This window comes from Micromonospora sp. BRA006-A (assembly GCF_033433935.1).
In the GTDB taxonomy this organism is placed as follows: domain Bacteria; phylum Actinomycetota; class Actinomycetes; order Mycobacteriales; family Micromonosporaceae; genus Micromonospora; species Micromonospora aurantiaca.
Window position 1 is genome coordinate 2260298 of record NZ_JANCLW010000001.1, and the last position, 23281, is coordinate 2283578.

23 protein-coding genes are annotated in these 23281 nt (G+C 74.1%); 7 read left to right on the forward strand and 16 right to left on the reverse strand.

What is annotated here, in order from left to right; genetic code table 11:
• Window positions 1-201: 201 nt before the first annotated feature.
• On the reverse strand, window positions 202-921 hold the full coding sequence (locus NMK34_RS10835; RefSeq protein WP_318336317.1) for a hypothetical protein: 720 nt from the start codon (window positions 919-921) through the stop codon (window positions 202-204).
• Between the two features lie 5 nt (window positions 922-926).
• Window positions 927-1430, reverse strand: coding sequence for a SigE family RNA polymerase sigma factor (locus NMK34_RS10840; protein WP_318333267.1), 504 nt, complete (start codon window positions 1428-1430; stop codon window positions 927-929).
• A 136-nt stretch (window positions 1431-1566) separates the two neighbouring features.
• On the opposite strand from NMK34_RS10840, the gene NMK34_RS10845 reads away from it, so the two are divergent.
• Window positions 1567-2361, forward strand: coding sequence for a DUF3152 domain-containing protein (locus tag NMK34_RS10845; protein WP_318333268.1), 795 nt, complete (start codon window positions 1567-1569; stop codon window positions 2359-2361).
• Window positions 2362-2448: 87 nt separating this feature from the next.
• Here the strand turns inward: NMK34_RS10845 and NMK34_RS10850 are convergent, their stop codons facing one another.
• The 3 genes from NMK34_RS10850 to NMK34_RS10860 form a co-directional block, all read right to left on the reverse strand.
• On the reverse strand, window positions 2449-3276 hold the full coding sequence (locus NMK34_RS10850; RefSeq protein WP_318336318.1) for a DUF72 domain-containing protein: 828 nt from the start codon (window positions 3274-3276) through the stop codon (window positions 2449-2451).
• A 295-nt stretch (window positions 3277-3571) separates the two neighbouring features.
• Complete coding sequence (gene prfH / locus NMK34_RS10855) at window positions 3572-4177, reverse strand: peptide chain release factor H (protein ID WP_318333269.1); 606 nt, start codon at window positions 4175-4177, stop codon at window positions 3572-3574.
• Window positions 4174-5328 carry an RNA ligase RtcB family protein gene (locus tag NMK34_RS10860; protein WP_318333270.1) on the reverse strand — a complete coding sequence of 385 codons (1155 nt, stop codon included), beginning with the start codon at window positions 5326-5328 and terminating at the stop codon, window positions 4174-4176. The genes prfH and NMK34_RS10860 overlap by 4 nt, the downstream gene beginning before the upstream one ends.
• A 223-nt stretch (window positions 5329-5551) precedes the next feature.
• Here NMK34_RS10860 and NMK34_RS10865 point away from each other — a divergent pair, with 223 nt between their 5' ends.
• Both NMK34_RS10865 and NMK34_RS10870 read left to right on the forward strand, forming a co-directional pair.
• The gene (locus NMK34_RS10865) at window positions 5552-6310 is read left to right on the forward strand and encodes a peptidylprolyl isomerase (protein ID WP_318333271.1); all 759 of its coding nucleotides are present in this window, start codon (window positions 5552-5554) and stop codon (window positions 6308-6310) included.
• A 70-nt stretch (window positions 6311-6380) separates the two neighbouring features.
• Window positions 6381-7358 carry a DUF2804 domain-containing protein gene (locus tag NMK34_RS10870; RefSeq protein WP_318333272.1) on the forward strand — a complete coding sequence of 326 codons (978 nt, stop codon included), beginning with the start codon at window positions 6381-6383 and terminating at the stop codon, window positions 7356-7358.
• 43 nt (window positions 7359-7401) lie between these two features.
• Here the strand turns inward: NMK34_RS10870 and NMK34_RS10875 are convergent, their stop codons facing one another.
• The 10 genes from NMK34_RS10875 to NMK34_RS10920 form a co-directional block, all read right to left on the reverse strand.
• Entirely contained in the window at window positions 7402-8775 is a 1374-nt protein-coding gene (locus tag NMK34_RS10875; RefSeq protein WP_318333273.1) for a glycosyl hydrolase family 18 protein, read from the reverse strand.
• Between the two features lie 166 nt (window positions 8776-8941).
• Window positions 8942-11203 carry a catalase gene (locus NMK34_RS10880; RefSeq protein ID WP_318333274.1) on the reverse strand — a complete coding sequence of 754 codons (2262 nt, stop codon included), beginning with the start codon at window positions 11201-11203 and terminating at the stop codon, window positions 8942-8944.
• 92 nt (window positions 11204-11295) lie between these two features.
• Window positions 11296-11958 (reverse strand): 4'-phosphopantetheinyl transferase family protein, encoded by a 663-nt coding sequence (locus tag NMK34_RS10885; RefSeq protein WP_318333275.1) that lies wholly within the window; start codon window positions 11956-11958, stop codon window positions 11296-11298.
• Entirely contained in the window at window positions 11958-12779 is an 822-nt protein-coding gene (locus NMK34_RS10890) for a metallophosphoesterase (protein WP_318333276.1), read from the reverse strand. Before NMK34_RS10890 ends, NMK34_RS10885 begins: the two co-directional genes overlap by 1 nt.
• A gap of 76 nt (window positions 12780-12855) precedes the next feature.
• The gene (gene pip, locus NMK34_RS10895; protein WP_318333277.1) at window positions 12856-13806 is read right to left on the reverse strand and encodes a prolyl aminopeptidase; all 951 of its coding nucleotides are present in this window, start codon (window positions 13804-13806) and stop codon (window positions 12856-12858) included.
• A 43-nt stretch (window positions 13807-13849) separates the two neighbouring features.
• Window positions 13850-14224: a hypothetical protein gene (locus NMK34_RS10900; RefSeq protein WP_194800855.1), complete on the reverse strand. Its 375-nt coding sequence runs from the start codon at window positions 14222-14224 to the stop codon at window positions 13850-13852.
• A 124-nt stretch (window positions 14225-14348) separates the two neighbouring features.
• Window positions 14349-15818, reverse strand: a complete 1470-nt coding sequence (locus NMK34_RS10905; RefSeq protein ID WP_318333278.1) for a hypothetical protein — start codon at window positions 15816-15818, stop codon at window positions 14349-14351.
• Between the two features lie 136 nt (window positions 15819-15954).
• Complete coding sequence (locus NMK34_RS10910) at window positions 15955-16917, reverse strand: anti-sigma factor RsbA family regulatory protein (RefSeq protein WP_318333279.1); 963 nt, start codon at window positions 16915-16917, stop codon at window positions 15955-15957.
• Window positions 16914-17741 carry an MEDS domain-containing protein gene (locus tag NMK34_RS10915; protein ID WP_318333280.1) on the reverse strand — a complete coding sequence of 276 codons (828 nt, stop codon included), beginning with the start codon at window positions 17739-17741 and terminating at the stop codon, window positions 16914-16916. The genes NMK34_RS10910 and NMK34_RS10915 overlap by 4 nt, the downstream gene beginning before the upstream one ends.
• A gap of 23 nt (window positions 17742-17764) precedes the next feature.
• Window positions 17765-18874, reverse strand: a complete 1110-nt coding sequence (locus NMK34_RS10920; RefSeq protein WP_318333281.1) for a hypothetical protein — start codon at window positions 18872-18874, stop codon at window positions 17765-17767.
• 179 nt (window positions 18875-19053) lie between these two features.
• Here NMK34_RS10920 and NMK34_RS10925 point away from each other — a divergent pair, with 179 nt between their 5' ends.
• Window positions 19054-19263 carry a GNAT family N-acetyltransferase gene (locus NMK34_RS10925; RefSeq protein WP_318333282.1) on the forward strand — a complete coding sequence of 70 codons (210 nt, stop codon included), beginning with the start codon at window positions 19054-19056 and terminating at the stop codon, window positions 19261-19263.
• A gap of 225 nt (window positions 19264-19488) precedes the next feature.
• On the opposite strand, the gene NMK34_RS10930 is transcribed toward NMK34_RS10925, so the two are convergent.
• A complete protein-coding gene (locus NMK34_RS10930) occupies window positions 19489-20004 on the reverse strand; it encodes a 2'-5' RNA ligase family protein (RefSeq protein WP_318333283.1) in 516 nt (171 codons plus the stop codon).
• A gap of 99 nt (window positions 20005-20103) precedes the next feature.
• Between NMK34_RS10930 and NMK34_RS10935 the strand changes: the two genes are divergently transcribed.
• From NMK34_RS10935 to NMK34_RS10945, 3 genes are all read left to right on the forward strand, one after another.
• Complete coding sequence (locus NMK34_RS10935) at window positions 20104-20610, forward strand: mycothiol transferase (protein WP_318333284.1); 507 nt, start codon at window positions 20104-20106, stop codon at window positions 20608-20610.
• 209 nt (window positions 20611-20819) lie between these two features.
• Window positions 20820-21197 carry an SCP2 sterol-binding domain-containing protein gene (locus tag NMK34_RS10940; RefSeq protein ID WP_318333285.1) on the forward strand — a complete coding sequence of 126 codons (378 nt, stop codon included), beginning with the start codon at window positions 20820-20822 and terminating at the stop codon, window positions 21195-21197.
• The gene (locus NMK34_RS10945; RefSeq protein ID WP_318333286.1) at window positions 21194-23272 is read left to right on the forward strand and encodes a glycogen debranching N-terminal domain-containing protein; all 2079 of its coding nucleotides are present in this window, start codon (window positions 21194-21196) and stop codon (window positions 23270-23272) included. Before NMK34_RS10940 ends, NMK34_RS10945 begins: the two co-directional genes overlap by 4 nt.
• The last annotated feature ends 9 nt before the right edge of the window (window positions 23273-23281 follow it).

Below are 23281 nucleotides of genomic sequence, written 5' to 3' on the forward strand. Positions count from 1 at the left end.
GACGTTTCGGTCTGCATTCTGAGAGTAACCGTGGATCTTGGTACGAAAGTGCCCTCATGGGGGCCGTTTCGTACCAAGATCTGCGGGCCGGTCAGGCGTGCCGGGCGGCTCGGCTCGGCGAATCGAGGAGTCCGGGGCGTGGTCGGCCCTGCGCAAACTCCTTGATCACCGGGCACAGGGGGCGCGAGGCCGGGGGCGGGGCTACAGGCGGCGGCCCTGGGCGGTGCGGGCGGTGATGCCGTCCAGGGGGGTGCCCGGGGTGAGGGTCCTCGGGTCGAACCAGAAGATCACCACCTGGGGATCCTCGCTCCAGCGGACCAGCTTCGCCTCGACCTGCCGGCCGTCGACAGTCCCGACGATGCGGGCCGCCGGGCCGACGAAGTAGCCGAACGTGGGGATCGACGCGTCTGTGGGCACCCGCTGCTGGTCGTACCCGATCTCGTGGAAGCCCGGCCGGCGGTCGCTGCCGGACACGTCGTTGACCAGGAAGTCGGAGGTCAGGCGGCCGTCCGGCGCGCGCCGTCCGGCGACCAGACCGATCGTCACACGCGGCAGCTCCGGCACGTCGACCGGGACCATGAAGAACACGCGCGCGTCGGCGCCGTACCGGATGCCGCTGTCCACGACGGTCCCGAGCGGCCGCAGCGGCGACTCGGTCGGGGCCGGCGCGGCGGTCGGCGAGGGCGGGGGAGTGCCGGTGGACGCGGTGGCGACCGGCTCCCCGGGCGGGAGGTCCGGCGGGCCGGACCGCGTCGCCACGGCGTCGACACCGACCGCCACCGCGATCGTCGCCACCGCCGCCGCGACCCCGGTGCCGATCCGCCGGCGGCGGCGCAGCCGGCGTCCCCGGCGCATGATGTCCGCGATGTCCAGGCCGTCGGCCCGCTCGGTCGCCCGCATCACCCGGCGCAGCTCGTCCATCTCGGTCACCGGCACGTCTCCTGCGGTCGCGGCGCGGACAGACCGGCGGTACGCAGCTTCTCCAGCGCCCGCGACGAGGTGCTCTTGACGGTGCCGACCGACACGTCGAGTTCGCGAGCCACCTGGGCCTCCGGCAGGTCGAAGTAGTGGCGCAGGACGACGACGGCGCGTTCACGCGCGGTGAGCGTGCCGAGCGCGGTCACCAGCCACCGCCGGGTCGCCACCTCCTCGGCCATGTCGCCGCCGTGGCGCTCCAGCAGGTCGTCGCTCGGGTACTCGCGGATCGGCCGCCGCCAGGTGTCGACGAGGTGGTTCACCAGCACCGAGCGGGCGTAGCCGTACGGGTCGCCGTTGCGGATCCGGGACCAGGACGCGTACGTGCGCACCAGCGCCGTCTGTGCGGCGTCCTCGGCGTGGTGGTGGTTGCCGGTCATGAGGTACGCGGCGTGCGTCAGCCGCGCCGAGGACGCCCGCGCGAACTCGACGAACTCCGCGTCACCCCGGGCCATGCCGGTCCTCTGCACCTCTCACCCCGGTAGGGACGTGCGGGACGCGGAAAAGGTTGAGTCCCCACCGGACCAACTTCCGCGACGGGTCACCCGTCCTCATCCCCGTGCCCCCGACCGGGCGCCGAGGGGAGACGAGATGACCAGGACCGTGGACCGGACACGCGGCGGCGCGGCGGTGATCGCGCTGGCGGTGTCGCTGGCCGGCTGCACTCCGGCCGTGGCCGACCAGCCCACAGGCGCGCCGCCCGGGCCGTCCGGCCCGTCGGCCGCCGGGCCGGCCGTGTCGGCGGCGGCGCCCGTCCGGCCCCGGCCCGCGCCGATCGGCTATCCCGCCGAGGGCGGCAACCGGTGGCGGTTCGCCGCCGCCGAGCCGGCCACCACAGGGGGTACGGGCCGGCTGCTGCGCTACCGGGTGGCAGTGGAACGCGACATCACCGGTCTGTCGCCGGCCGAGTTCGGGGCGCAGGTCACCGGCATCCTCGTCGGACCGGGTGGCTGGACGACCGACGGTCGGATCGCCCTGCGCCGTGTCGGTGCCCGCGGGCCGGCCGACTTCACCGTCTACCTCGCCACCCCCGGTACGCGCGACGACCTGTGCGGGGACGGGCCGGACCGGTACACGTCCTGCCGTAGCGGGGACCGGGTGGTGGTGAACGTGGCCCGCTGGGTGCGCGGCGCGCCCGCCTACGGCAGCGACCTCGCCGCGTATCGCCGGTACGTGGTCAACCACGAGGTCGGCCATCGCCTGGGTCACGGGCACGAGCGCTGCCCGGGGCGGGGACGTCCGGCGCCGGTGATGCAGCAGCAGACGCTCGGCCTGCACGGCTGCACCCCGAACCCGCTGCTGTTCCTGCGCGGCGAGCGGTACGCGGGACGGTCCGGCGCGTACGACGACCGCCTGCCCCCACCGGAGGGCGGCAGGCCGGGCTGAGGTCCGGTCCCGCGCCGGGTCTGCGGGGCGCGGGCCGTCCGGCTGGGCGCGCGTGTGCCCGGCCGCGCCGGCGATCCGACCCGGCGCTCAGAACAGCGTGGCCGGGCCGACCGGCTCCGGCTCGGGCAGTGGCGCGAGCCCGGGCACCCGCTCGCGGACCTGGTCGTGGAAGCGGCGGGCCAGCTCGGGCGCGTCCGCGTTGTCGGGCGTGTGCACGAACACGGTCGGCGAGCGGCCCTCCCGCAGCCAGCCGGTGACCACGTCCAGCCACGGCTGCCAGCCCTCGACGGTGCGGGCCGGGTCGTCGCGGCCGAGGTAGCGCACGATCGGCCGGTCGGTCAGCGCCCGGGTACGCAGTGGCAGGCGCGGCTTGCGCGTCCACGCCTCCCGCTCGGCGTCGCTCGTCGGCGGCGTGCGGAAGAACGCGGTGGTGTCGAACGGGATCCACTCGGCGCCGGCCCGGTGCAGCGTGGTCTCCAGCGCGCGTACCGCACCGGGCTCGGTGAAGAAGGCGGGGTGACGGACTTCGACGGCGTACCTGTGGGTGGTGGGCAGCGTGCGCAGGAACCGGTCGAGGTCGGGCACGTCACCGGGGCCGAACGAGCCGGGCAACTGGATCCAGAGCGCGTCCGCGCGGGGGCCGAGCGGCTCCATCGCGTGCAGGAACGCCCGCAGTTCGGCCTCGCCGCCGGTGAGCCGGTGCTCGTGCGTCACCGCCTTCGGCAGTTTCGGCAGGAGACGGAAGCCCGGCTCGGTCTGGTCGGCCCAGGACGCCACCGTCTCCCGGGCCGGGGTGGCGTAGAACGTGGTGTTGCCCTCCACGGCGTCGCACCACCCGGCGTACGCGCGCAGCCGCTCGTGTGCGGGCAGCGGGTGCGGCAGGAAGCGGCCGGACCAGGACCTGTGCGTCCACATGGCACAGCCCACGTGCAGGCGCATCCCGGTGGCCGGCACCGGCGTGAACAGCAGTGGGTCGCCGCTGTCACGCATCACCGCCGCCGTCCCCTCGGGCCGGTTCCCTGCTCCGCTGCTCGCCGGGCGTCACCGCCGCAGGAGGCGGGCGCGAGCGCAAGTGTCGCGAGCGCCGCCACCGGACCGGTCCTTCTCCGTCGCATCCGTCCTCCTCGCGCTCGCGTCGCGGCGGGCCGGGGCCGCCCGGTCGCCGCGCCCACGGTAGCCGGGGGCGGAACGCGTGGCGGACCGGGCCGGGTCAGGGACGTTCCACCCGTACCGGGTCGCCGCGTACGAGCTCGTCGTGGACCCGCCAGCGGGCGTCGACGCCCGCGCGCCGGGCCGCCTCGTCGTCGGCGGCGATCCGCTGCCGCAGCAGCTCGACCGCGATCCGGCGGTTGAGGTGCAGGTGCCGTTCGGTGTCCACCACCACGGTCCGGCCGGACGGGCGGTGGGTGGCCCGGACGGCGGTGCTCGCCTTGTTGCGGTGCTGGCCGCCCGGCCCGCCGGTGCGGCACGGCACGAACTCGACGTCCGCCTCGTGGAACGGCGTGACCACGACGTCGGTCCGGCACGTCCGCGCGGTGACGTACCAGTTCTTCCGGCCGTGGCCCGTCCGGTAGGGGCTGGGCGCCTGCCAGCAGAGCGTGCCGGTCCATCCGGCCGCGAACGCCTCCACCCCGGCACCGGTGATCCGGACCAGCACCGACCGGTAGGTGCCGGCCCGGTCGCCGGGCACCGTCTCGACCCGTTCGGTACGCAGGCCCCGCCGGGCCGCCTCGCCCTCGATGCGGGACAGCAGCCGGGCCAGCGCCCACGCGCACTCGGCGGGTCCGCGCCCGGCGGACAGCAGCAGCTCGGTCACCGGCGGCCCTTGCGGCGCTCGTCGCGGCGGCCCACGTCCGGCGTCTTGTAGGTGACCAGCGGAACCGTGGTGGCGATCGGTGTGGCGAGGTCGTGCGCCACCAGGTCGCCGATCACCTGCTCGATGCGCTTGTACGCGGTGGGCGCCTCCTCGAACAGCAGTTGCCGGTCGCCGCACACCACGATCGAGCCGACCGGCGTACGCCGCAGCTCCTCGACGGTGTGCTTGGCCCGGCCCCGGCGCAGCGCGTCGGCGCGGGACATCTTGCGCCCGGCGCCGTGCGCCACCGAGTAGCCGGCGTCCGGCCCGGCGTGCGCGGCCACCAGGTAGGAGGGCGTGCCGCGGGTGCCGGCGATCAGCACGTCCCGGCCGTCGCCCGGTGCCGCGCCCTTGCGGTGCAGGTAGTGCCCGTCGCGGACCTCGACCAGGTTGTGGCACTGGTCGACGATCGGCTCGGTGGGTTCGGCGCCGAGCGCGTACGCGACCCGCGCGGCCAGCAGCCGCCGGTTGAGCGAGCCCCATCGCACGGCCGCGTCGTGCCGGGCCAGGTAGGCGTCCGGGTCGGGCGCGGGACCGGCGCCGTGCGTCTCGGTGTGCTCGCGCAGGATCCGCTCGCCCAGCCCGCGCGACCCGGAGTGCACCACGAGCACCAGGTCACCGGCGTCCAGGCCGAGCCGCGTGGCGTGCTCCGCCGCGAGGATCGGCCCGACGCGGGCCAGTTCGACGAAGTGGTTGCCGCGCCCGACGGTGCCGAGGCCGTCGAGGTGACCGGCCGGCACGTCGCCGTCGAGCACCGACCAGGCCGGGTCGTCGGCGTCCCGGTCCGGGTCGAGCGCCCGGTCCAGGTCGGGGAACCGGGCCGCGAGCCGCTCGGGTACGACCCGGCGCAGCGCGATCGGGAAGACCGCGATGCCGCATCCGATGTCGGAGCCGACGAGGAACGGGTAGAGAACGGTCGAGGCCATCGCGGCGCCGATCGGGGCGCCCTTGCCGGGATGCAGGTCGGGCATGGCGGCGACGTGCGCCATGCCGTCCAGGGCGGCGACCTGACGGCACTGGTCGAGCGCGGCGGACTCGATCCAGCTGCCGGGGGAGGAGAAGACGGAGACGGTGGCGGGCACGACGGCACGCCCGGAGGGGTACGCGGACACAGACGCTCGTTTCTGCGGAAAGAGAGAGGCGGGGAACGGCAGGCGGCGCGGAGGGCCTGCGGGCGGGGGTGCGATCCGTCAGAACGTCATGCCGCTCAGCCTCGCGGAGGCGGCCCGGGGGCGGCAACCGACTTTCGACCCGCCGGAGCGCCCGCGTCGACATCGAGTGACCCGATCCATAGACTCCGGTCGTTCTGGTACCACGAGTCCAGGGAGGACCACCGTGTCGAGCGAGACCCGAACGCACGCCGCCTTACCCCTGCTGGCCCGCCTCGCCGGCGTGAGCCTGGCCGCCGCGACGATCGTCGCCGCCACAGGTGTCGCCGCGACCGCGGCACCCGCCGCCGGCCCGGCGCCGACGAAGGGGCCGTGCGCGTACACGCCCACGCCGGACGAGCCGGCCGCCCGTCCGGTGCCGCTGCCGCCGGACCCGCGGCGGACGCCGGACCGGGGCACGGTGCGGGTCACGCTGCGCACCAACCAGGGGCCGATCGGGCTGACGCTGGACCGCGAGCAGGCGCCGTGCACCGTGCAGAGCTTCCTGCACCTGGTCCGCAAGCGCTTCTACGACCGGACGCCGTGCCACCGGCTCACCGCGTACCCGACGCTCACGGTCCTCCAGTGCGGCGACCCGTCCGGCACCGGCGAGGGCGGCCCGGGCTACCGCTACCGCGACGAGCTGCCCACCGACCTGCCGCCCGCGCCGACCGACCCGACCGGCGTACGCCGCCTGTACGCGCGCGGCACCCTGGCCATGGCCAACGCCGGCCCGGACACCAACGGCAGCCAGTTCTTCCTGGTCCAGGCCGACTCGGCGCTGCGCCCGAACTACACCGTGTTCGGTCAGGTCGACGCGGCCGGGCTGGCCACGCTGGACCGGATCTCGGCCGGCGGCATCGCGCCCACCCCCGAGGATCCGGCGCCGGTCGACGGCGCCCCCGCGGTGCCGGTGGAGATCTGCCGCGCCAAGCAGGGCCGCTGACGCGATGGCCCGGCGGGACGGTCGTCCAGGCCGCCCGCCGGGCCCGCGCCGTCATCGGTAGCCTGCGGCGATGACGCATGAGCGGGAGATCACCGAGCCGGTGGACCTGTGCCGGCCGGACGGGCGGCTGAACCCGGACGCGGTCGGCTGGAGCCGCCGGCCGCTGCACCGGGCGAACCTGCGCGGCTGGGGCCGGGCCAAGCGGTGGGAGCACTGGGGCGTGGTCACGCCCACGCACATCCTCGGCCTTGTCGCGTCGTCGCTCGACTACGCCGGGGTGCAGAGCCTCTACCTGCTCGACCGGCGCACCGGCCGGGAGACCACGGCGGAGGCGGTGGTGCCGTTCGCCCGGGGCACGGTGCTGCCGCCGGTCAGCGGCATCGGCGCGGTCCGCACCCGGGGCGGGAAGCTGACCGTCGCGGTGGAGCAGGGCCCGGACGGCAGTACGGTGCGCGCGAGCGCGCCAGGCGTCGAGGTGGACCTGACCGTGCCGCTGCCGCCGGGGCACGAGTCGCTGGGCGTGGTGGTGCCGTGGAGCACCCGCCGGTTCCAGTACACGGTCAAGGACATCGGCCGGCCGGTGCACGGAACGATCACAGTGGACGGCACGGCGTACCCGGTGGGGGAGGGGTCGTACGCGGTGCTCGACCACGGCCGGGGCAAGTGGCGGTACGCGGTGCGGTGGAACTGGGCGGCCGGCAGCGGATCGGGCCGGGCGATCCAGCTCGGTGGCAAGTGGACCGACGGCACCGGCTCGACCGAGAACGCGGTGTTCGTCGACGGGCGGCTGCACAAGATCGGCGCGGACCTGACCTGGGAGTACGACCGCACCGACTGGTTGCGGCCGTGGCGGATCACCGGTGACCGGGTGGACGTCTCGTTCCACCCGTTCCACGAGCGGGTGGCGCGGACCAACCTGCTCGTGCTGGCCGGGGAGACGCACCAGTGCTTCGGGCACTTCACCGGCTGGGCGGCGACAGACGATGGCGAACGCGTGGATCTGGACGGCCTTGTCGGCTGGGCCGAGGAGGCCCGTAACCGCTGGTGAGGCCGTTCCCCGCCGGGCCGGGCCGCCCGGCGGGGAGGCCCGATCAGGCAGGCAGCCGCCAGACCTGGTTGGCGCCGCCGAAGCAGTCCCAGATCTGCAGCCGGGTGCCGTTGGCGGAGCTGTTGCCGGTGGCGTCCAGGCAGCGGCCCGACGCCGGGTTGCGCAGCGTGCCGTTGCTCTGGGCCTGCCAGGTCTGGGCGCCGGTGCCGTTGCAGTCCCAGAGCTGGATCCTGGTGCCGTTGGCGGTGCCGGCGCTCGTCACGTCCAGGCACTTGCCCAGCGCCCGCAGCGTGCCGTCGCCGGCGACGGTCCAGCTCTGCGCGGCGGTGCCGTTGCAGCCGTAGAGCTGGATCGCGGTGCCGTTGGCGGTGCTCGCGGCGGCCACGTCCACGCAGGCGCCGCCGATGCCGGTGATCGGCCCGGTACGCCCGGACGGCGGCGGGGTGCCGCCGCCGGTGACGGTGTCGTAGATCGCGCTGACCAGCGACGTCGAACCGGTGGTGTCCTGGGACAGCTCCCAGTTCATCATCCCGCCGGCGTTCGCCATGGCCCACTGCGTCTTGCGCTTGACCGTCGGTACGCCGTTGTAGCACTGCTGGGCGCCGCCGACTGTCGTGCAGTCCCGGTTGGCGTTGGCCGGGTCCATGCCGACCAGCGCCGAGTAGGTGTAGTAGCCGGGCCGGCTGTAGAAGGGCACGCCGAGCACCGCCTTGGCGGCGGGCAGGCCGCGCGACTTCCACCTGTTGACGCTGGCGATCGACCAGTCGTAGCCGGCGTGCGGGCTGCCGCCGTCGTACGCCATGATGTTCAGCCAGTCCACCGAGCCGAAGACGGCGGTGGGCACCCCGTCGACGTAGTAGCCCTCGGAGACCACGGCGGCGGTGAGCAGCTTGCCCCGGCTGTGCAGGGCGCTGCCGAGCTGCTGCATGAGCAGCGTGTAGTTGTTCGCGGAGGCGCCCGGGTCGGGGTACTCCCAGTCCATGTCGACGCCGTCGAGGTTGTACTGGTTGACGAAGGCGATCAGGTTGTTGACGAACGCGGTGCGCGTGCCGGAGTTGGCGGCGAGCGCCTCGAACGCTGAGTCGTCGCCGTCGTTCCAGCCGCCGACGGCGATGGAGACCTTGACGTTGCCGGCGTGCCCGAGCGACACGAGTGAGGACAGCTTGCCCGGGTTCTCCACTGGGCGCAGGCTGCCGTCGCCGTTCGGGAGCACGAAGGCGTAGTTGATGTGGGTGAGCTTGCCGTACTGGACGGTGTTGACGTTGCCGCTCCAGGACGGCATGTAGCCGACGCTCTTGAAGTTGCCCGGCAGCACCACCGCCTCGGCGGCGGTCGGGGCGAGGGTGAGCGTCGCGGCGGTGGTGGCCAGCGTGAGCGCACCGGCGGCGAGGCGCCGCCGGAGGTGAGGTCTGGGCATCGAGGGCCTTCCCGGGGACGGGGGCGGATGGGGGTCTTCCTCGAGGTGGCCCAAATATTAAAGAGTATTAACTAAGGCGTCAACGACAATCGTCGATGAGTGAGCGGTGGCGTACGCACAGCGTGGGGCGGCCCCGTCCGGGGCCGCCCCACGCGCGACTTCGGGATCAGGCGACCGAGGCCGGGAACCTCTCCCAGACCCGGTGCGCCGCCATCAGCCGCTGCACCTCGCCGAGTACCTCGGTGCCGGAACCACCGGTCACCACGCCCGGCGTGCCGGTGACACCTGCCTGGTTCAGCACCTCGGCGCCCGCGCCCCAGGCGCCGATCACCTTGGCGTGCCGCCACGCCTCCTCGACCAGCAGCAGCACCCGAGGGTCGACGGTGGGCGAGCCCGGCGCGCCGGCCTTGGCGTCGCGGGCCGGCAGCGCGTCCGGCGCCGGGGCCGGTGCGCCGGCCAGCAGCACCGCGTCGAACTCGACCGAGCGGCCGGTGGCGAACGTGCGCTGCACCGGCAGCCCGTCGACGGTGCCGCCGTGCGCGGCGATCAGCAACGGCACCATGCCGGCGGCGGACACCTCCCGGCGTACCTCGTGCACGTCGCCCAGGCCGGCCTGGGCGTCGACCACGATGCCGACCATCCGGCCGTCGGCCGGCCACTCCCGGCCCACCTGGGACAGCGCCGGGCTGGGCTGCGCCTCCGCGAGCGGCACGGTGGGCTGCGGCACGGGCAGGCCCAGGCCGGTCGCCACCTGCTCGCACAGCACCGGGTCGACGTTCGCCAGGCACTGGAGCTGCCGTTCCTTGATCGCCTGGTGGTAGCACTTGCCCAGCTCGAACGTGTACGCCCGGATGATGTGCTCCTTCTCCACCGGCGACATGCTCTGCCAGAACAGGCGTACCTGACTGTAGTGGTCGTCGAAGGAGGCCGGTGCGGCCCGCACCTTCGGCGCCTCGGCCACCGTCACCGGCGTGTCCACGAACGCGTGCTCGCGGTCGCCGGCCGGGAACGGGTTGCCGCCGTCGAGGGAGTTCGGCCGGTACGGCGCCACGCCCGCGTGCACCGCGTGCTGGTGGAAGCCGTCACGCAGCATGTCGTTGACGTCGGCGTGCGGCCGGTTGATCGGGATCTGGGTGAAGTTCGGGCCGCCCAGGCGGGTGAGCTGCGTGTCCACGTACGAGAAGAGGCGGCCCTGCATCAGCGGGTCGTTCGTCACGTCGATGCCGGGCGGCAGGTGCCCGACGTGGAACGCCACCTGCTCGGTCTCGGCGAAGAAGTTGCGCGGCGTCTTGTTCAGGGTGAGGGTGCCGATCGGCTGCACCGGCGCCAGCTCCTCCGGCACGATCTTCGTCGGGTCGAGCAGGTCGATCCCGGCGAACGTCTCCTCCGGGGTGTCCGGAAAGACCTGAATGCCCAGCTCCCACTCGGGGAACGCGCCGGCCTCGATGGCGTCGTACAGGTCGCGGCGGTGGAAGTCCGGGTCCATGCCGCTGATCATCTGGGCCTCTTCCCAGGTCAGCGAGTGCACGCCCAGCTTCGGCTTCCAGTGGAACTTGGCCAGCACCGTCGCGCCGGCCTCGTCGACCAGGCGGAACGTGTGCACGCCGAAGCCCTCCATGGTCCGGTAGGACCGCGGGATGCCCCGGTCGGACATGTTCCAGATGGTGTGGTGCTGCGCCTCGGTGTGCAGCGAGACGAAGTCCCAGAACGTGTCGTGCGCGCTCTGCGCCTGTGGGATCTCCCGGTCCGGGTGCGGCTTGCCGGCGTGGATGACGTCCGGGAACTTGATCGCGTCCTGGATGAAGAACACCGGCATGTTGTTGCCGACCAGGTCGAACGTGCCCTCGTCGGTGTAGAACTTGGTGGCGAAGCCGCGGGTGTCGCGGACCGTGTCGGCCGAGCCGCGCGAGCCCAGCACAGTGGAGAAGCGGACGAAGACCGGCGTCTCGCGGCCCTTCTTCAGGAAACCGGCCCGGGTGACCTTCTCGGCGGCGCCGTTGGCGACGAACACGCCGTGCGCACCAGCGCCCCGGGCGTGCACCACCCGCTCCGGGATCCGCTCGTGGTCGAAGTGGGTGATCTTCTCCCGCAGGTGGTGGTCCTGGAGCAGGACCGGGCCGCGCGGACCGGCCTTGAGCGAGTGGTCGGTGTCGCGCAGCCGGGCGCCGTTCGCGGTGGTGAGGTACGCGCCCTGCTGCCCCTTGGCGATCTTCGGCACACCGGTCTCGGCGCCGGTCGGGGTCCGGGTGTCCGGCGCGCCCTGCTCGGCCTTCGGCGGCAGCGGGCCGTGCGGCGTGGTCGGCTCCTCCAGCGGTGGTGGCGCGCTGCCGGGAGCGCCCGGCACGTCCGGAGTCAGCGCCTCGCCGACCTTCTCGACGGCGGCTTCGACGACACCCTTGACGATCTGGGCGGGCTTGCTGGATTCCATCAGGACCTGTCCTCCTACAGCTAAATGTCCAGGCCCTTTAGGCCCTACCCCGGCTCAGGGCGGGCAAACCGGAACAATCGCGGTATCGCAGGTCAGGATCGGCGTGGCACGGCCACGGCGGTGAGCAGCAGCCCGCCGGCGACCAGCCAGTGGCCGTCCAGGACGTCGAGCGGCGGGCCGCCGTCGGCGCGGGTGCCGTCGACCAGGATCCGGGCGGTGAACCGGCCGTCCGGATCGACTGTCAGCTCCGCCTCCTCGAACCCGAGCCAGCGCCCGGTCAGCGGGTACCACGCCTTGTAGACCGACTCCTTGGCGCTGAACAGCAGCCGGTCCCAGTGCGTCGCCGGGTCGGCGGCGCTCAGCGCGGCCAGCCGCTCCGGCTCACCCGCCACGGTGACCACCCCGGCCACCCCGTCGGGCAGCGGCTCGTGCGGCTCGGCGTCGATGCCCAGCCCGGCCAGCGTCCCGGCCGGGGCCACCGCCGCCGCCCGGTAGCCGGCGCAGTGGGTGATGCTGCCCACCACGCCGTCCGGCCAGACCGGCTCCCGACGGGGACCGGGACGGATCGGCGCCGGGGCGTACCCGAGGCGGGCCAGTGCCTCCCGCGCGCAGCGGCGGGCCGTGACGAACTCCTGGCGGCGCGCGGCCACCGCGCGGGCCACCAGGTCCTCCTCGCCCGGGTACGGCGCCTCGTCCGGCACGTCGGCGAACGCCTCGACGGCCAGCGCCCCGGCCGGCAGCAGCGCCCGGATCATCAGAGGATCCGCTTCATCGGCGCCGGCTCGCCGCCCCGGCGACGCCACTCGCGCGGGTAGCCCAGCGACACCTCCTCGAACCGCACCCCGTCGTAGTGCGTGGTGCGCGGGATGTGCAGGTGGCCGTAGACCGCCACGACGGCGCGGTGGCGCACGTGCCAGTCGGCCGTCCGGTCGGTGCCGCACCACTGGGCGAACTCCGGGAACCAGAGCACCTCGGTGGGCTGGCGCACCAGCGGCCAGTGGGTGACCAGCACTGTCGGCAGCGCCGGGTCGGTGGCCTCCAGCCGCCGCCGGGTCACCTCCAGCCGCGCCGCGCACCAGGACTCCCGGTCCGGGTACGGGTCGGGGTGCAGCATCATCTCGTCGGTGCACACCACGCCGGCGTCGTACGCCGCGCGCAGCGACTCCTCCTTGGTGGTGGCGCCGGGCGCGCGGAACGAGTAGTCGTAGAGCAGGAACAGCGGTGCCACGGTGACCGGCCCGCCCGCGCCGCGCCACACCGGGTAGTCGTCCTCCGGGGTCAGCACGTCCAGCTCGCGGCACATCGCCACGAGGGCGTCGTAGCGGGCCACCCCGCGCAGCGTCACCGGGTCGTTCGGGCTGGTCCACAGCTCGTGGTTGCCCGGCGCCCACACCACCCGCGCGAACCGGTCGCGCAGCAGCCGCAGCGTCCGCTCGATGTCGGCGAAGACCTCGCCGACGTCGCCGGCCACGATCAGCCAGTCGTCCGCCGTCTCCGGCCGCAGGCCGTCCACCACCGCGCGGTTCTCCGCGTACGACACGTGGAGGTCACTGACCGCGTACAGCGCACCCGTCACCCGGTCGATCCTGCCAGCGGCGATCCCGGATGACCAGGCTCGCCGGCCGCGCTTTCGGGGGTCCGACCGGCGCCGGTCAGCCGACCCTCGCGGTCACCTCGTCGAGTGCGCGCAGCACCTCCCGGGTGACGGCCGGCTCGGCGGCGGAGTGCCCCGCCTCCGGCACGATCCGCAGCGTCGCCTCCGGCCACCGGCGGGCCAGGTCGTACGCGGACACCGGCGGGCAGCACATGTCGTACCGGCCGTTGACGATCACGGCGGGCAGGTGCCGGATCCGGTCCACGCCGTCGAGCAACTGGCCCTCGGCCAGGAAACCGCCGTGCACCGCGTAGTGCGACAGGATCCGGGCCACCGGCAGCGCGTGGTCGTCGGCCGTGAAGTGGGCGAGCAGCTCCGGGTCGGGCCGCAGCGACGAGTTGACCGCCTCCCACCGCCCCCAGGCCCGCGCGTACTCCCGGGCCCGCGCCTGGTCCGGGCCGTGCAACCGCCTGTGGTACGCGGCCAGCACGTCATCACGCTCGTCGGGCGGGATCGGCGCGACGAACCGCTCCCACTCCTCGGGCTGGAGGTGACGCAGCCCGCCCTGGTAGAACCAGTCCCGCTCGCTGCGCCGCAGCAGCAGCACACCGCGCAGGACCAGCCCGGTCACCCGCCCAGGGTGCGCCTGCGCGTACGCCAGGCCGAGCGTGGTGCCCCACGAGCCGCCGAACACCAGCCACGAGCCGATGCCCAGCCGCTGCCGGATGGTCTCCACGTCGGCCACCAGATGCCAGGTGGTGTTGGCGCGCACCTCGCCGTGCGGGGTGCTGCGGCCGGCGCCACGCTGGTCGAACAGCACGGCCCGGTGGCGCGCGGGGTCGAAGAACCGGCGGGCCGCCGGCACCAGGCCGCCGCCGGGCCCGCCGTGCAGGAACACCACTGGTACGCCGTCCGGCCGGCCGACCTCCTCCACGTACAGGACGTGGCCGTCACCGACCGGGAGCAGGTGGGTGGCGTACGGCTCGACGGGCGGGTGCAGGCCGGTCATGCCCGGTCATTCTGCCCGCCCCGGGCGCGCCGGGTGGCCCCGCTCAGCAGGCGACGTTGCCGCCGAGGTTGTCCAGCAGCGCGTCGGCGACCCAGCCGGAGACACCGGTGGTGACGTCCCGCAGGTAGGTCCACGTGTAGGTGGTGTGGCCGTTCGCGCTGACCCGGTCACCGCTGGCGAAGCAGTGGAAGTCGACAGTGTGGCTGAGCTGCCCGTAGCCCAGGGAGGCGCACGTGGTGTGCGGGCCGGTGCGGATGTTCACGTTCGTGGCGTTGAACAGCTGGCCGAACTTGCTGTCCACGTTGGAGTGCGAGTGGCTGCACCCGGCGCTCGCCGGTGCGGCCGTACCGGCCACCACGGCGCCCGCCGAGGCGACGGTCAGGACGACGGCGGCACCGATGGAGGAGATCTTCCGCATACCCGTCAACCCCCGAATAAAGATCGAGATGCACCAGCAGATCGATCCAAATATTTGCATAGAGCAAGGTCGATGAGCAAGATGCGGCGCCGCCGGCCCGGCCCGGACCGGCGGCGCCGACGTCTCAGGCGGTGGCCGGTACGCCGTTGTCCGTACCCGTCGTCTCCGCCTCGGGCACACCGCGCGGAGCCGGCGTGCGGACCGCGAACGCGTCGAAGCTCGGCCCGTCCAGCCGCTCGACGAACGGCTCCACGACCGGCGGCTCCGACCGGTCCGGCTCGATCGCGTCCGGCTCGGTCCGCCCGTCCACGGCCCGGGGCGTCACCTCGGCCGGCACGGTGATCGGCGGGCGCACCGCCACCTGCGGGTACTCGGCGGTCTCCCCGCCACCCGCGGCGGCCGCCATGACCGCCGCCGCGGCCAGGTCGGCGACCCGCTTGGCCTCCCGCTGCACCCGGGCCCGGGTCTCCTTGGCGTGCTGCTCGGCCAGGTCCGCCGCGCGCCGCGCCTCGTCCAGCCGCTTGGTCTCCGCGGCCAGCTCCCGGCGTACGCCGACCAGCCGCTCCTCCACCTCCGCGCCGGTCCGCTCGATGGTGGCGATCTCCCGGCGGGTGTCCTCCAGCTGCCGGGAGACGTTCTCCAGCTCCACCTTGAGCCCGGTCAGCGTCTCCTGCCGCTGCTGGATCTCCCGCTGCACGCCGGCGAGCTGCTCCTGGTGCGCCGCCGTCTCCTCGTCGGCCCGATCCCGGACCTCGGTGGCGTACTGCTGCGCCTCGGCGACCAGCGCGGCGATGTCCTTCTCCGCTGCGGCGGCCCGGTCGGCCAGCTCCTGCTCGGCGGCGGCCCGCCGCTCGTCCAGCTCCTTGGCCATAGTGGCCTGCCACTGGGCCAGCTCCTGCTGGGCCTTGCTGCGGTTGGCCTGGACCTCCTGCTGGATCTGCGTCCGCGCGGCCTTCACCAGCGCCTCGGACGCCGAGCGCGCCTGCTCGACCTGCTGCGCGCTCTGCTCGGTGATGCGCTTAGCCTCCTGCTGGGCCCGGTCGTGCACGGCCTGGCCCTCGACGCGCAGCTTCTCCGCCAGCTCCCGCACCGCGGTCAGCTCCGCCTGCGCGGCCGCCCGCCGCTCCTCGTCCACCCGCTCCTGCTCGGCCCGCCTGGCGGACAGCTCCTCGTCCAGCTCCCGCCGCTCCCGCGCGGCCTGCTCCTGTGCGGCGGCGAGCAGCTTCTCCGCCTGCCCCTGGACCTCCTCCGCGCGCCGGGTGGCCACGTCGGTGATCTGGCCGGCCTGCTTCTCGGCCAGGTCCAGGATCTGGTCCACCATCGGGCCGAGGTCGCGGAAGGACGCCCGGTCCACCGCCGACGGACGGTCACGCAGCTCCACCGCCTCGGCCTGCGCCCGCTGCACCTGCGCGGTCAGGTCGCGCACCTGCGCGTACGCCCGGTCCCGCGCGGCGGTCAGCGCGCTCACCTCGGCGTCGATCTGCTCGACGTACCGGTCCACCTGACGTTTGTCGTAGCCGCGCAACGCGGGATCGAACCGGGGCCGCCCGGACAGGTCGTCGTGGGGTGCGAACGGCTCGGCACCGTTGGACATTCGCCATCCTCCGTCGGTTCGCCAGCGCCAGGCCGGCGGATGACCGCCCCGCAGGGCACGATGAGGCGCTACGGTACCGCGTCCGCGCGCGAGGCTCGCCCCGCCCCGCCCTCCTGCCCGCCGACCGGCGGCACGGTCAGACCGGGAAGTGCGGGTTCCCCGCCGTCAGGCGGATGGTGAAGCCGGCCGCGTCCCTGTGGTACGTCACGTGGTCGCAACTCTGGTGGCTGATCCACAGGCCCAGACCGCCGTCGGAACCGTCGCCCGCCGGCAGCAGCCCGGCGAACGGGTCCTTCGGGCCGGTACCCCGATCGTGGACGGTCACCACGATCCGGTCCGGCGCGCGCCACAACCGCAGGCACACCGGCGGCTCGCCGTGGCGCAGCGCGTTGCTCACCACCTCGCTGACCGCGATGACCAGGCCGTCCAGGCCGTCGGGCGGCAGCAGGCCACCGTCGGCGGCGCGTACCTCGGCCCGCGCCCGGGCCGGCGTCGGGTCGACCAGCTCGACCAGCGGCGCGGTCCGCTGCACCGGGTCGGCCGGCGCCGGACGGAACTCGGTCAGGTAACTCGTCGGGTCGGTGTAGAGAACGGCCGTCTCGTGCCCGCCGTCCGGCCGCGCCACCAGCGGATGGGTACGCGCCACGTCGGCGAGCACGTGCGCGGGCGTACCCCGGCGGTCGTAGGCGCAGATGCCCCAGAGCGGGAAGTCGTCGTAGGCGTGGTTGATCGCCGACTCGTAGCGCGCCCACCAGTCCCAGGTCGCGCCGAGCAGCACCGGCGGCAGCTCGCCGACCATCCGGATCTGCGCCGCCCCCGCCGCCACGTACGAGGCGAGCAGCTCCCGGTAGGAGCGCAGCGCGACGCTGGGCCGGGCGTAGACGTCGCCGACCGGCAGGAACGTGACCTCGGCACCGGTGGGCAGCGCCCGGCGCACCAGCTCGGCGTTGCGCTCGTCCAGGTTCACCGCCGTCGGCTCGCCGGCCGCGATCCCGTCCAGCAGGAACGGCAGCGCCACCGCCAGCAGTTCCTCGTCGGAGTCGTAGACGAACGCCTCGTGGAAGTAGCCCACGTGGCCGGAGGCCGCGCCGCTCCTCATCGGACGACCTCCACCCGTACCTCGGACAGGCCGAGCAGGTCGACGAGCCGGGCCGGGGCACGGCTCGGCGTGCGCAGCACCGCGACGGCGTCGTGCCGGCGGGCGTGGTCGCGCAGGTGCAGCAGGCTGCGGTGGTCGACGAAACGCAGCTCGGCGGCGTCGAACACGACCCGGCCCGCCACCGGCCGCGGGTCGGCCCGCTCCAGCGCGGCGGCGAAGTCCCGGTGGTTGGACGGGTCCAGCTCGCCGGCCAGCGCCACCACCGAGTCGCCGTCGCCGGCGTGCAGCCGGAACAGCACGTCCGCGTTCGTCACCGAGTGCAGGCAGGCCAGCTCGGCGATCGCCGCGTCGTCCAGTTGCCGGCGGTCGTAGGCGCAGACCGCCGACATCGGCCGGTGCCGCATCCAGTGGTCGATCCGGTGCTCGTAGCGGGCGAACGCGTCCCGCTGGGCCGGGCTGCGGACCAGGCTCGTCGCCTCCGCCAGCACCCGCAGGCCGGTGTGCCCCGCGGTCAGCGCCTCGGTGGTGGCCCGCACGTACGCCCGGACCTGCCGGTCGGGGTCGACGATCTCGTCGTGCCGGTACGCCTCGCCGACGGGAACCAGCCGTAGCGCGTCCCGCCGGCGCGCGGCGTCGACCCCGGGAACCGAGGCCAGCCAGCCGGTGACAGTGACGCGATCCTCCGGACAGATCACCCAGACCTGCTCACCGGCGGTGAGACCGGCGGTGACCTGCTCGACCGCCAGTGCGCGCAGCACGGCCGGGTCGTCGTAGGCGAGGCAGCCGTGGGTGTAGCCCGGGTACGTCACGCTCCCGCTGGTCACCGACTACGCCTCATGGGCCCAGTCTATGCCGGGCCCACCTGGAGATCGCGCCAGGCCGTGGCCTCGAGCGGCGGGTCACCCAGCTCGAACTCGGCCCAGTTGTTCCAGTACGCGATCGCGTCCACGTCGTTCTGCTGCCGCAGCCAGGTGACGTGCTCGCGGATCGTCCGCGCCCGGCCCGCGCCTGTGGCGTCCGTGGCGATGCGGCTCAGCCCGTACTCGGGCACCAGCAGCCGGATGCCCGGGTACGCGGCGCGCACCTTGCCGAAGGCCACGCCGAACATCCGGGAGGCGGGCCAGTACGCGGCGGTGTCCCGGGAGTAGCAGTCCACGCCGTAGTGGGTCATGCCCGGGTAACCCCAGTCGGCCGGGTTGCCGCGCCCCTCGTCGAGCCAGTAGCGGGTCACGATCGGGCCGTGCCCGAGCACCCACCGCCGGTTGCGGTGCGCAGCCAGGATCTGCGTCACCCGGCTCGCCGTCGCCCGGTACGTGGCGGGGGTCACGTCGCCCATCGGCTCGTGGTACCAGGTCAGGTAGATCGGGCGGTTCACGCCGTCGAGCCAGCCCGCGAGCTGCTCGACGTCGTCCTTCCAGCTGACGTGCATGACGGCCGAGGGCGCGTCGGCGAACTTGCCGGCGTTCAGCGCGGGCAGTTCCGGCAGCGCATCCGCGTCCGGGCCGTCCGTGCCGAAGTCGCGCATGTAGCGGATGCCCGGATAGTCGGCCACCGCCCGCTGCGTCCGGGCGCCCTTCTCGGCGCTCATCCCGACCAGCAGCGGTACGGTCAGCGTGGTGGTGCCCGTGCCGGTGCGGCCGGCGCCGTCACGCGCCGTCGCGGTCAGCGTCACCGTGCCCCGGCCGGCCAGCACGGTGACTGTGAACCGGCCCGGTTCGGTGCTGCTCGGTGTGACTGTCACCCCCGGCGAGGCACCGGCGAGCTGGATGGTCAGCGGGACGCTCAGGTCCACCCGGACCGGGCTGTCCCAGGTGACGCCGGTGGGGTCGCTGACCCGGCCGGCGAGCGTCAGCAGCCGGGAGTCGGGGTGGTAGGCGTCGACCCGGACGGTGGTCGACTGCCCGGGCAGCAGGACGGTCTGGTCGGCGGTGACGGAACGGACGACGGGTGCGGCCATGGGGCTCTCCTTCGACGTGCTTCGCTGCCGCTCCGGCCGCACGTCTTCGGGTGGCCAGAATGGCTCTGACCTGCGCTTTTACCAGCTTGCGTCGGCTCGGCCCCGATCGTCAGGGTGGCTGCAGATGGCGCGAAACCCGGCCGCCCCCGCCCAGGACCACGGCCCGCACCCGCGCTCCGGTGACGCGCCGCGACGGGGTGGGCAGGTCGTTGTTCGACGCGGTCCGCCGGTGGGCCGCCAGGCGGGCGCGGCTCCTGGAGTGGCAGGCCCACCACGAGCGGGCGGCGCCGTTCTACGAGCGGCTCGGTCATCGGGGCGACAGATGCCCCCAGCCGGACGACCCGACGTTCCTCCTCGATCTGACCGGAACCGACCCCGCCTTCCCCTGACGTGACCGGCTGACCGCCGCTCATGATCGACACCAGCTCGGGGAGGTGGCTGCATCCGAGACGGTCCGATGTCACCATTTCCCCGAGCTGATGTTGATCATGGAGCGGGATACCACCACGTCGGGGAGCTGGCTGGGATCACGGCTGTGGATGGGCCGTGGGGCTGTCGGAGAGGTCTGATGCAGCCACCTCCCCGAGGTGGCGTGGATCTTGGCAGGGAGGGCGTCAGGACAGAGGGTGGGAGATGTCGCGGGCGTGGTCGGCCACCGCCGCGCCGACCACCGTCGCGGTCAGCGGAAGCACCTCCAGGCAGCGGCGCACCGCCGCGCCCATCAGCGGGTTCGGCACCCGCATCGACAGCGTGCAGTGCGGCACCCAGCGGCCCGGGCGGTAGTGCTCCACCACCTCGACGCCGGCCCGCGCCAGCCGCTCGTGCACCGTCGCGTGGTGCGCCAGCAGCTCGGGTGTCGGCGCCGGCCCGAGCCAGAGCACCCGCCCGACGAACTGCCCGGCGTGCTGGAACTCCAGCCGCAGCGGCGCGGCCACCACGGTTCCGGCGAGCGCCTCGGCGACGCGGTGCGGGTCCAGGCGGGGCGCGACCGCCAGCGAGAGGTGCGGGCGGTGCCGCTGCGCCAGCAGGGACCGCATGCTCGGCACCCCGTCGGACTCCAGCAGATCCCACAGCACCCGGATCCGCCGGGTGGCGTCGGTGTCCAGATACAGCTCCAGCGCCGCGACCACGCGATCACCCTAGAGGCGGGGCCCGCGCCGAGGTTTGCCGGGCACGCTGGGCGGTACTGCCCGGGGAGACGGCAGCGACGGCAGGGGAGTGAGGGACACGTGGACGTGACGGACGTGCTGACCGAGGCGTACGGCCGGTTGCCCGATCTGGTCGCCGGGGCGCTCGACGGGCTCGACGAGGCCCAGCTGCGGCGGGCGCCGGCCGACGGGGCGAACCCGGTCGGCTGGCTGGTCTGGCACCTGACCCGGATCCAGGACGACCACGTGGCCGACGTGATGGGGGTGCCGCAGCTGTGGGCCACCGGCGACTGGGCGCCACGCTGCGGCCTCCCGCCGGACCCCGCCGACACCGGCTTCGGGCACGGCCCGGAGCAGATCGCCGCGGTACGCCCCGAGAACGGCGGCGTGCTGCTGGACTACCACCGGGCGGTGGTGGACCGGAGCCTCGCGTACCTGCGCGGGCTGAGCCCGGCCGACCTGGATCGGGTCGTCGACGAGAACTGGGATCCGCCGGTGACGCTCGGGGTGCGGCTGGTGAGCGTGCTCGACGACGACCTCCAGCACGTCGGTCAGGCCGCGTACGTGCGCGGGCTCATCCTGCGCTGAGCGCCGCAGCGGCCCGGCGCAGCGCGGCGATCGTGTCCGTCGACATGTCGGGCCGTCGAGCAGGTGGAACAGCGGTGGCGTCCCCGGTCGGCATGGCCGCAGGGCTACCCGCCGCGCCTCACCCGGTCCGGGTGAGTTCGCCTCACCCGCGATGCGGGGACGCTGCGGGACGAGCGGCGCCGGCCGCGACCACCGACGAGGAGGGCCCGATGAGCGTCTCGGCCGTGGAACACCTGACCCGGGGAACCGCCGGCCGGCACCCGGAGCTGCCCGAGACCACCTCCGGCACCATCCGCCTGGACCTGCGCGACGGCGGCCGCACCGAGCACTGGTACCTGACCATCGACCGGCAGGACGTGCGGGTGGACCGCTCGGCCGAGGAGGCCGACCTGGTGGTCGGCGCGAACCGGGAGGTGTTCGACCGGATCGCGGCGGGACGCCTGCACCCGGCCGCCGCGCTGCTGCGCAACGACCTCGCCGTGCAGGGCGAACTCAAGCTGCTGATGACGCTGCGCCGGCTCTTCCCCGGCCCGCCGGACGCCCGGGATCCCCGGGACGTGGCCGGTGCCCGGATGGCGGCCCGATGAGGCAGGAGCTGGTCCATGTCCTCGCCGGCAACGCGTTCGCCGTGAGCGACGCGCAGGGGGACATGGAACGCGACCCGTCCGCGCCGATCGGCCTGTTCTCGTTCGACACCCGGTTCCTGTCCCACTGGGTGCTCACGATCGACGGCGAGCGGCTGCACGCGCTGTCCCGCGACGACCTGACCTACTTCGAGACCCGTTTCGTGCTGGTGCCGGGCGCGGCCAGCCACTACGTGGACGCCGACGTCTCGGTGATCCGGCACCGCTCGATCGACGAGGCGTACCACGAGAGCCTCACGGTGCTGAACCACTCGGCCGAGCCCGCCGAGTACACGGTGCGGATGGAGATGGCCGGCGACTTCGCCGACACCTCCGAGATCCTGCGGCCCGGCCCGCGCCGCCCGACCGTCATCCCCGAACCGGAGCAGCGGCGGCTGCGGATCCGGTACGAACGTGAACGGTTCATCCGGGAGACGTGCGTCTCCAGCACCGTCCCGGCCGAGGTGGACACGCGCGGGATGACCTTCCGGATCCGCGTCGAGCCGCAGGGCGAGTGGCGGGTCGACCTGCACGTCGCGATGGTCATCCAGGGCGCCGGCGGGCGGGACCTGCGGGCCGGCATCGAGTCGCACCGGCAGCACGTCCGTCAGGACATGCGCGACGACCTCGAACGGTGGCACGACCGGGCGCCGCAACTGGTCGCCGACCGGCCCGGGCTGGCCGCCGTGTACCGGCAGGCCCTGACCGACCTGGCCGCGCTGCGCTACATGCCGCTGGCCTACACCGAGCGGGTGCCGGTCGGCGGGATGCCCTGGGCGATGGCGCTGTACGGGCGGGACGCGCTGGTCACCTGCCTCCAGACGCTGCCGTTCACGCCCGAGCTGACCCCGGGCACGCTGCACATGCTGGCGATGGCGCAGGGTGGCCGGCTCGACGACCGGCGCGAGGAGGAACCCGGCAAGATCGTCGCCGAGCTGCGGTACGGCGAGGCGGCCGCGTTCGACGAGCAGCCCCCCGCGCTCTACTACGGCGCCGCCGACACCACCCCGCTGTTCGTGATCCTGCTCGACGAGTACGAGCGCTGGACCGGCGACACCGACCTGGTCCACGAACTGCGGCACCCGGCCCGGATGGCGCTGGACTGGCTGACCCGCTACGGCGACCATTGCGGCGACGGCTACCTGCGCTACCAGCCGCGCAACACCGACAGCGGGGTCGCCAACCAGACCTGGCGCAACTCGCCGGCGGCGATCGTCGACCGGCACGGCGTGGAGCCGCCGTACCCGCGCGCCACCTGCGAGCTTCAGGGGTACGCGTACGACGCGCGGATCCGGGGCGCCCGCCTGGCCCGGGAGTTCTGGGGCGACCCGGCCTACGCCGAACGCCTGGAGGCCGACGCGGCGCGGCTGCGGGAGCGGTTCGATAGCGACTTCTGGCTCCCGCAGCGCGGCTACTACGCGCTGGCACTCACCCCGGACGGCGAGCCGGTCGACGCGCTCACCTCGCACCTGGGGCACCTGCTCTGGAGCGGCATCGTGGCGCCGGAACGGGCCGACGCCCTGGCCGGGCACCTGTGCGGCCCGGACCTGTTCTCCGGCTGGGGCGTGCGCACCTACGCGCAGGGGCAGCGGCCGTACAACCCGGTCGGCGCGCACCTCGGTGCGGTGTGGCCCTGGGACAACGCGATCGTCGCGGCGGGGCTGCGGCGGTACGGCTACGACGAGGCGGCGGCCGACATCGCCACCGGCGTGTTCGCGATGGCGGAGACGCTCGGCGGATCGGTCCCGGAGACGATCGCCGGCTACCCCCGCGCGCTGACCAAGTACCCGGTCCAGTTGCCGGAGGCCGGACGACCGCAGTCGTGGGCGTCGGGCGGGTTGCTGATGCTGTTGTCGACCATGCTGGGGCTGCGTCCGTGCGGGGAGAACCTGCTGGTGAACCCGGCCGTTCCGGTCGGCTTCGGGCGGATCGAGCTGCTCGACGTGCCGGGCCGGTGGGGGCGGGCCGACTCGTACGGCCGGGAACGCGGCGCGGGCCGCCGGCTACGCGCGGGCGAGCCGGCGCGGCGCGCCGCCTGAGCCGCCGTG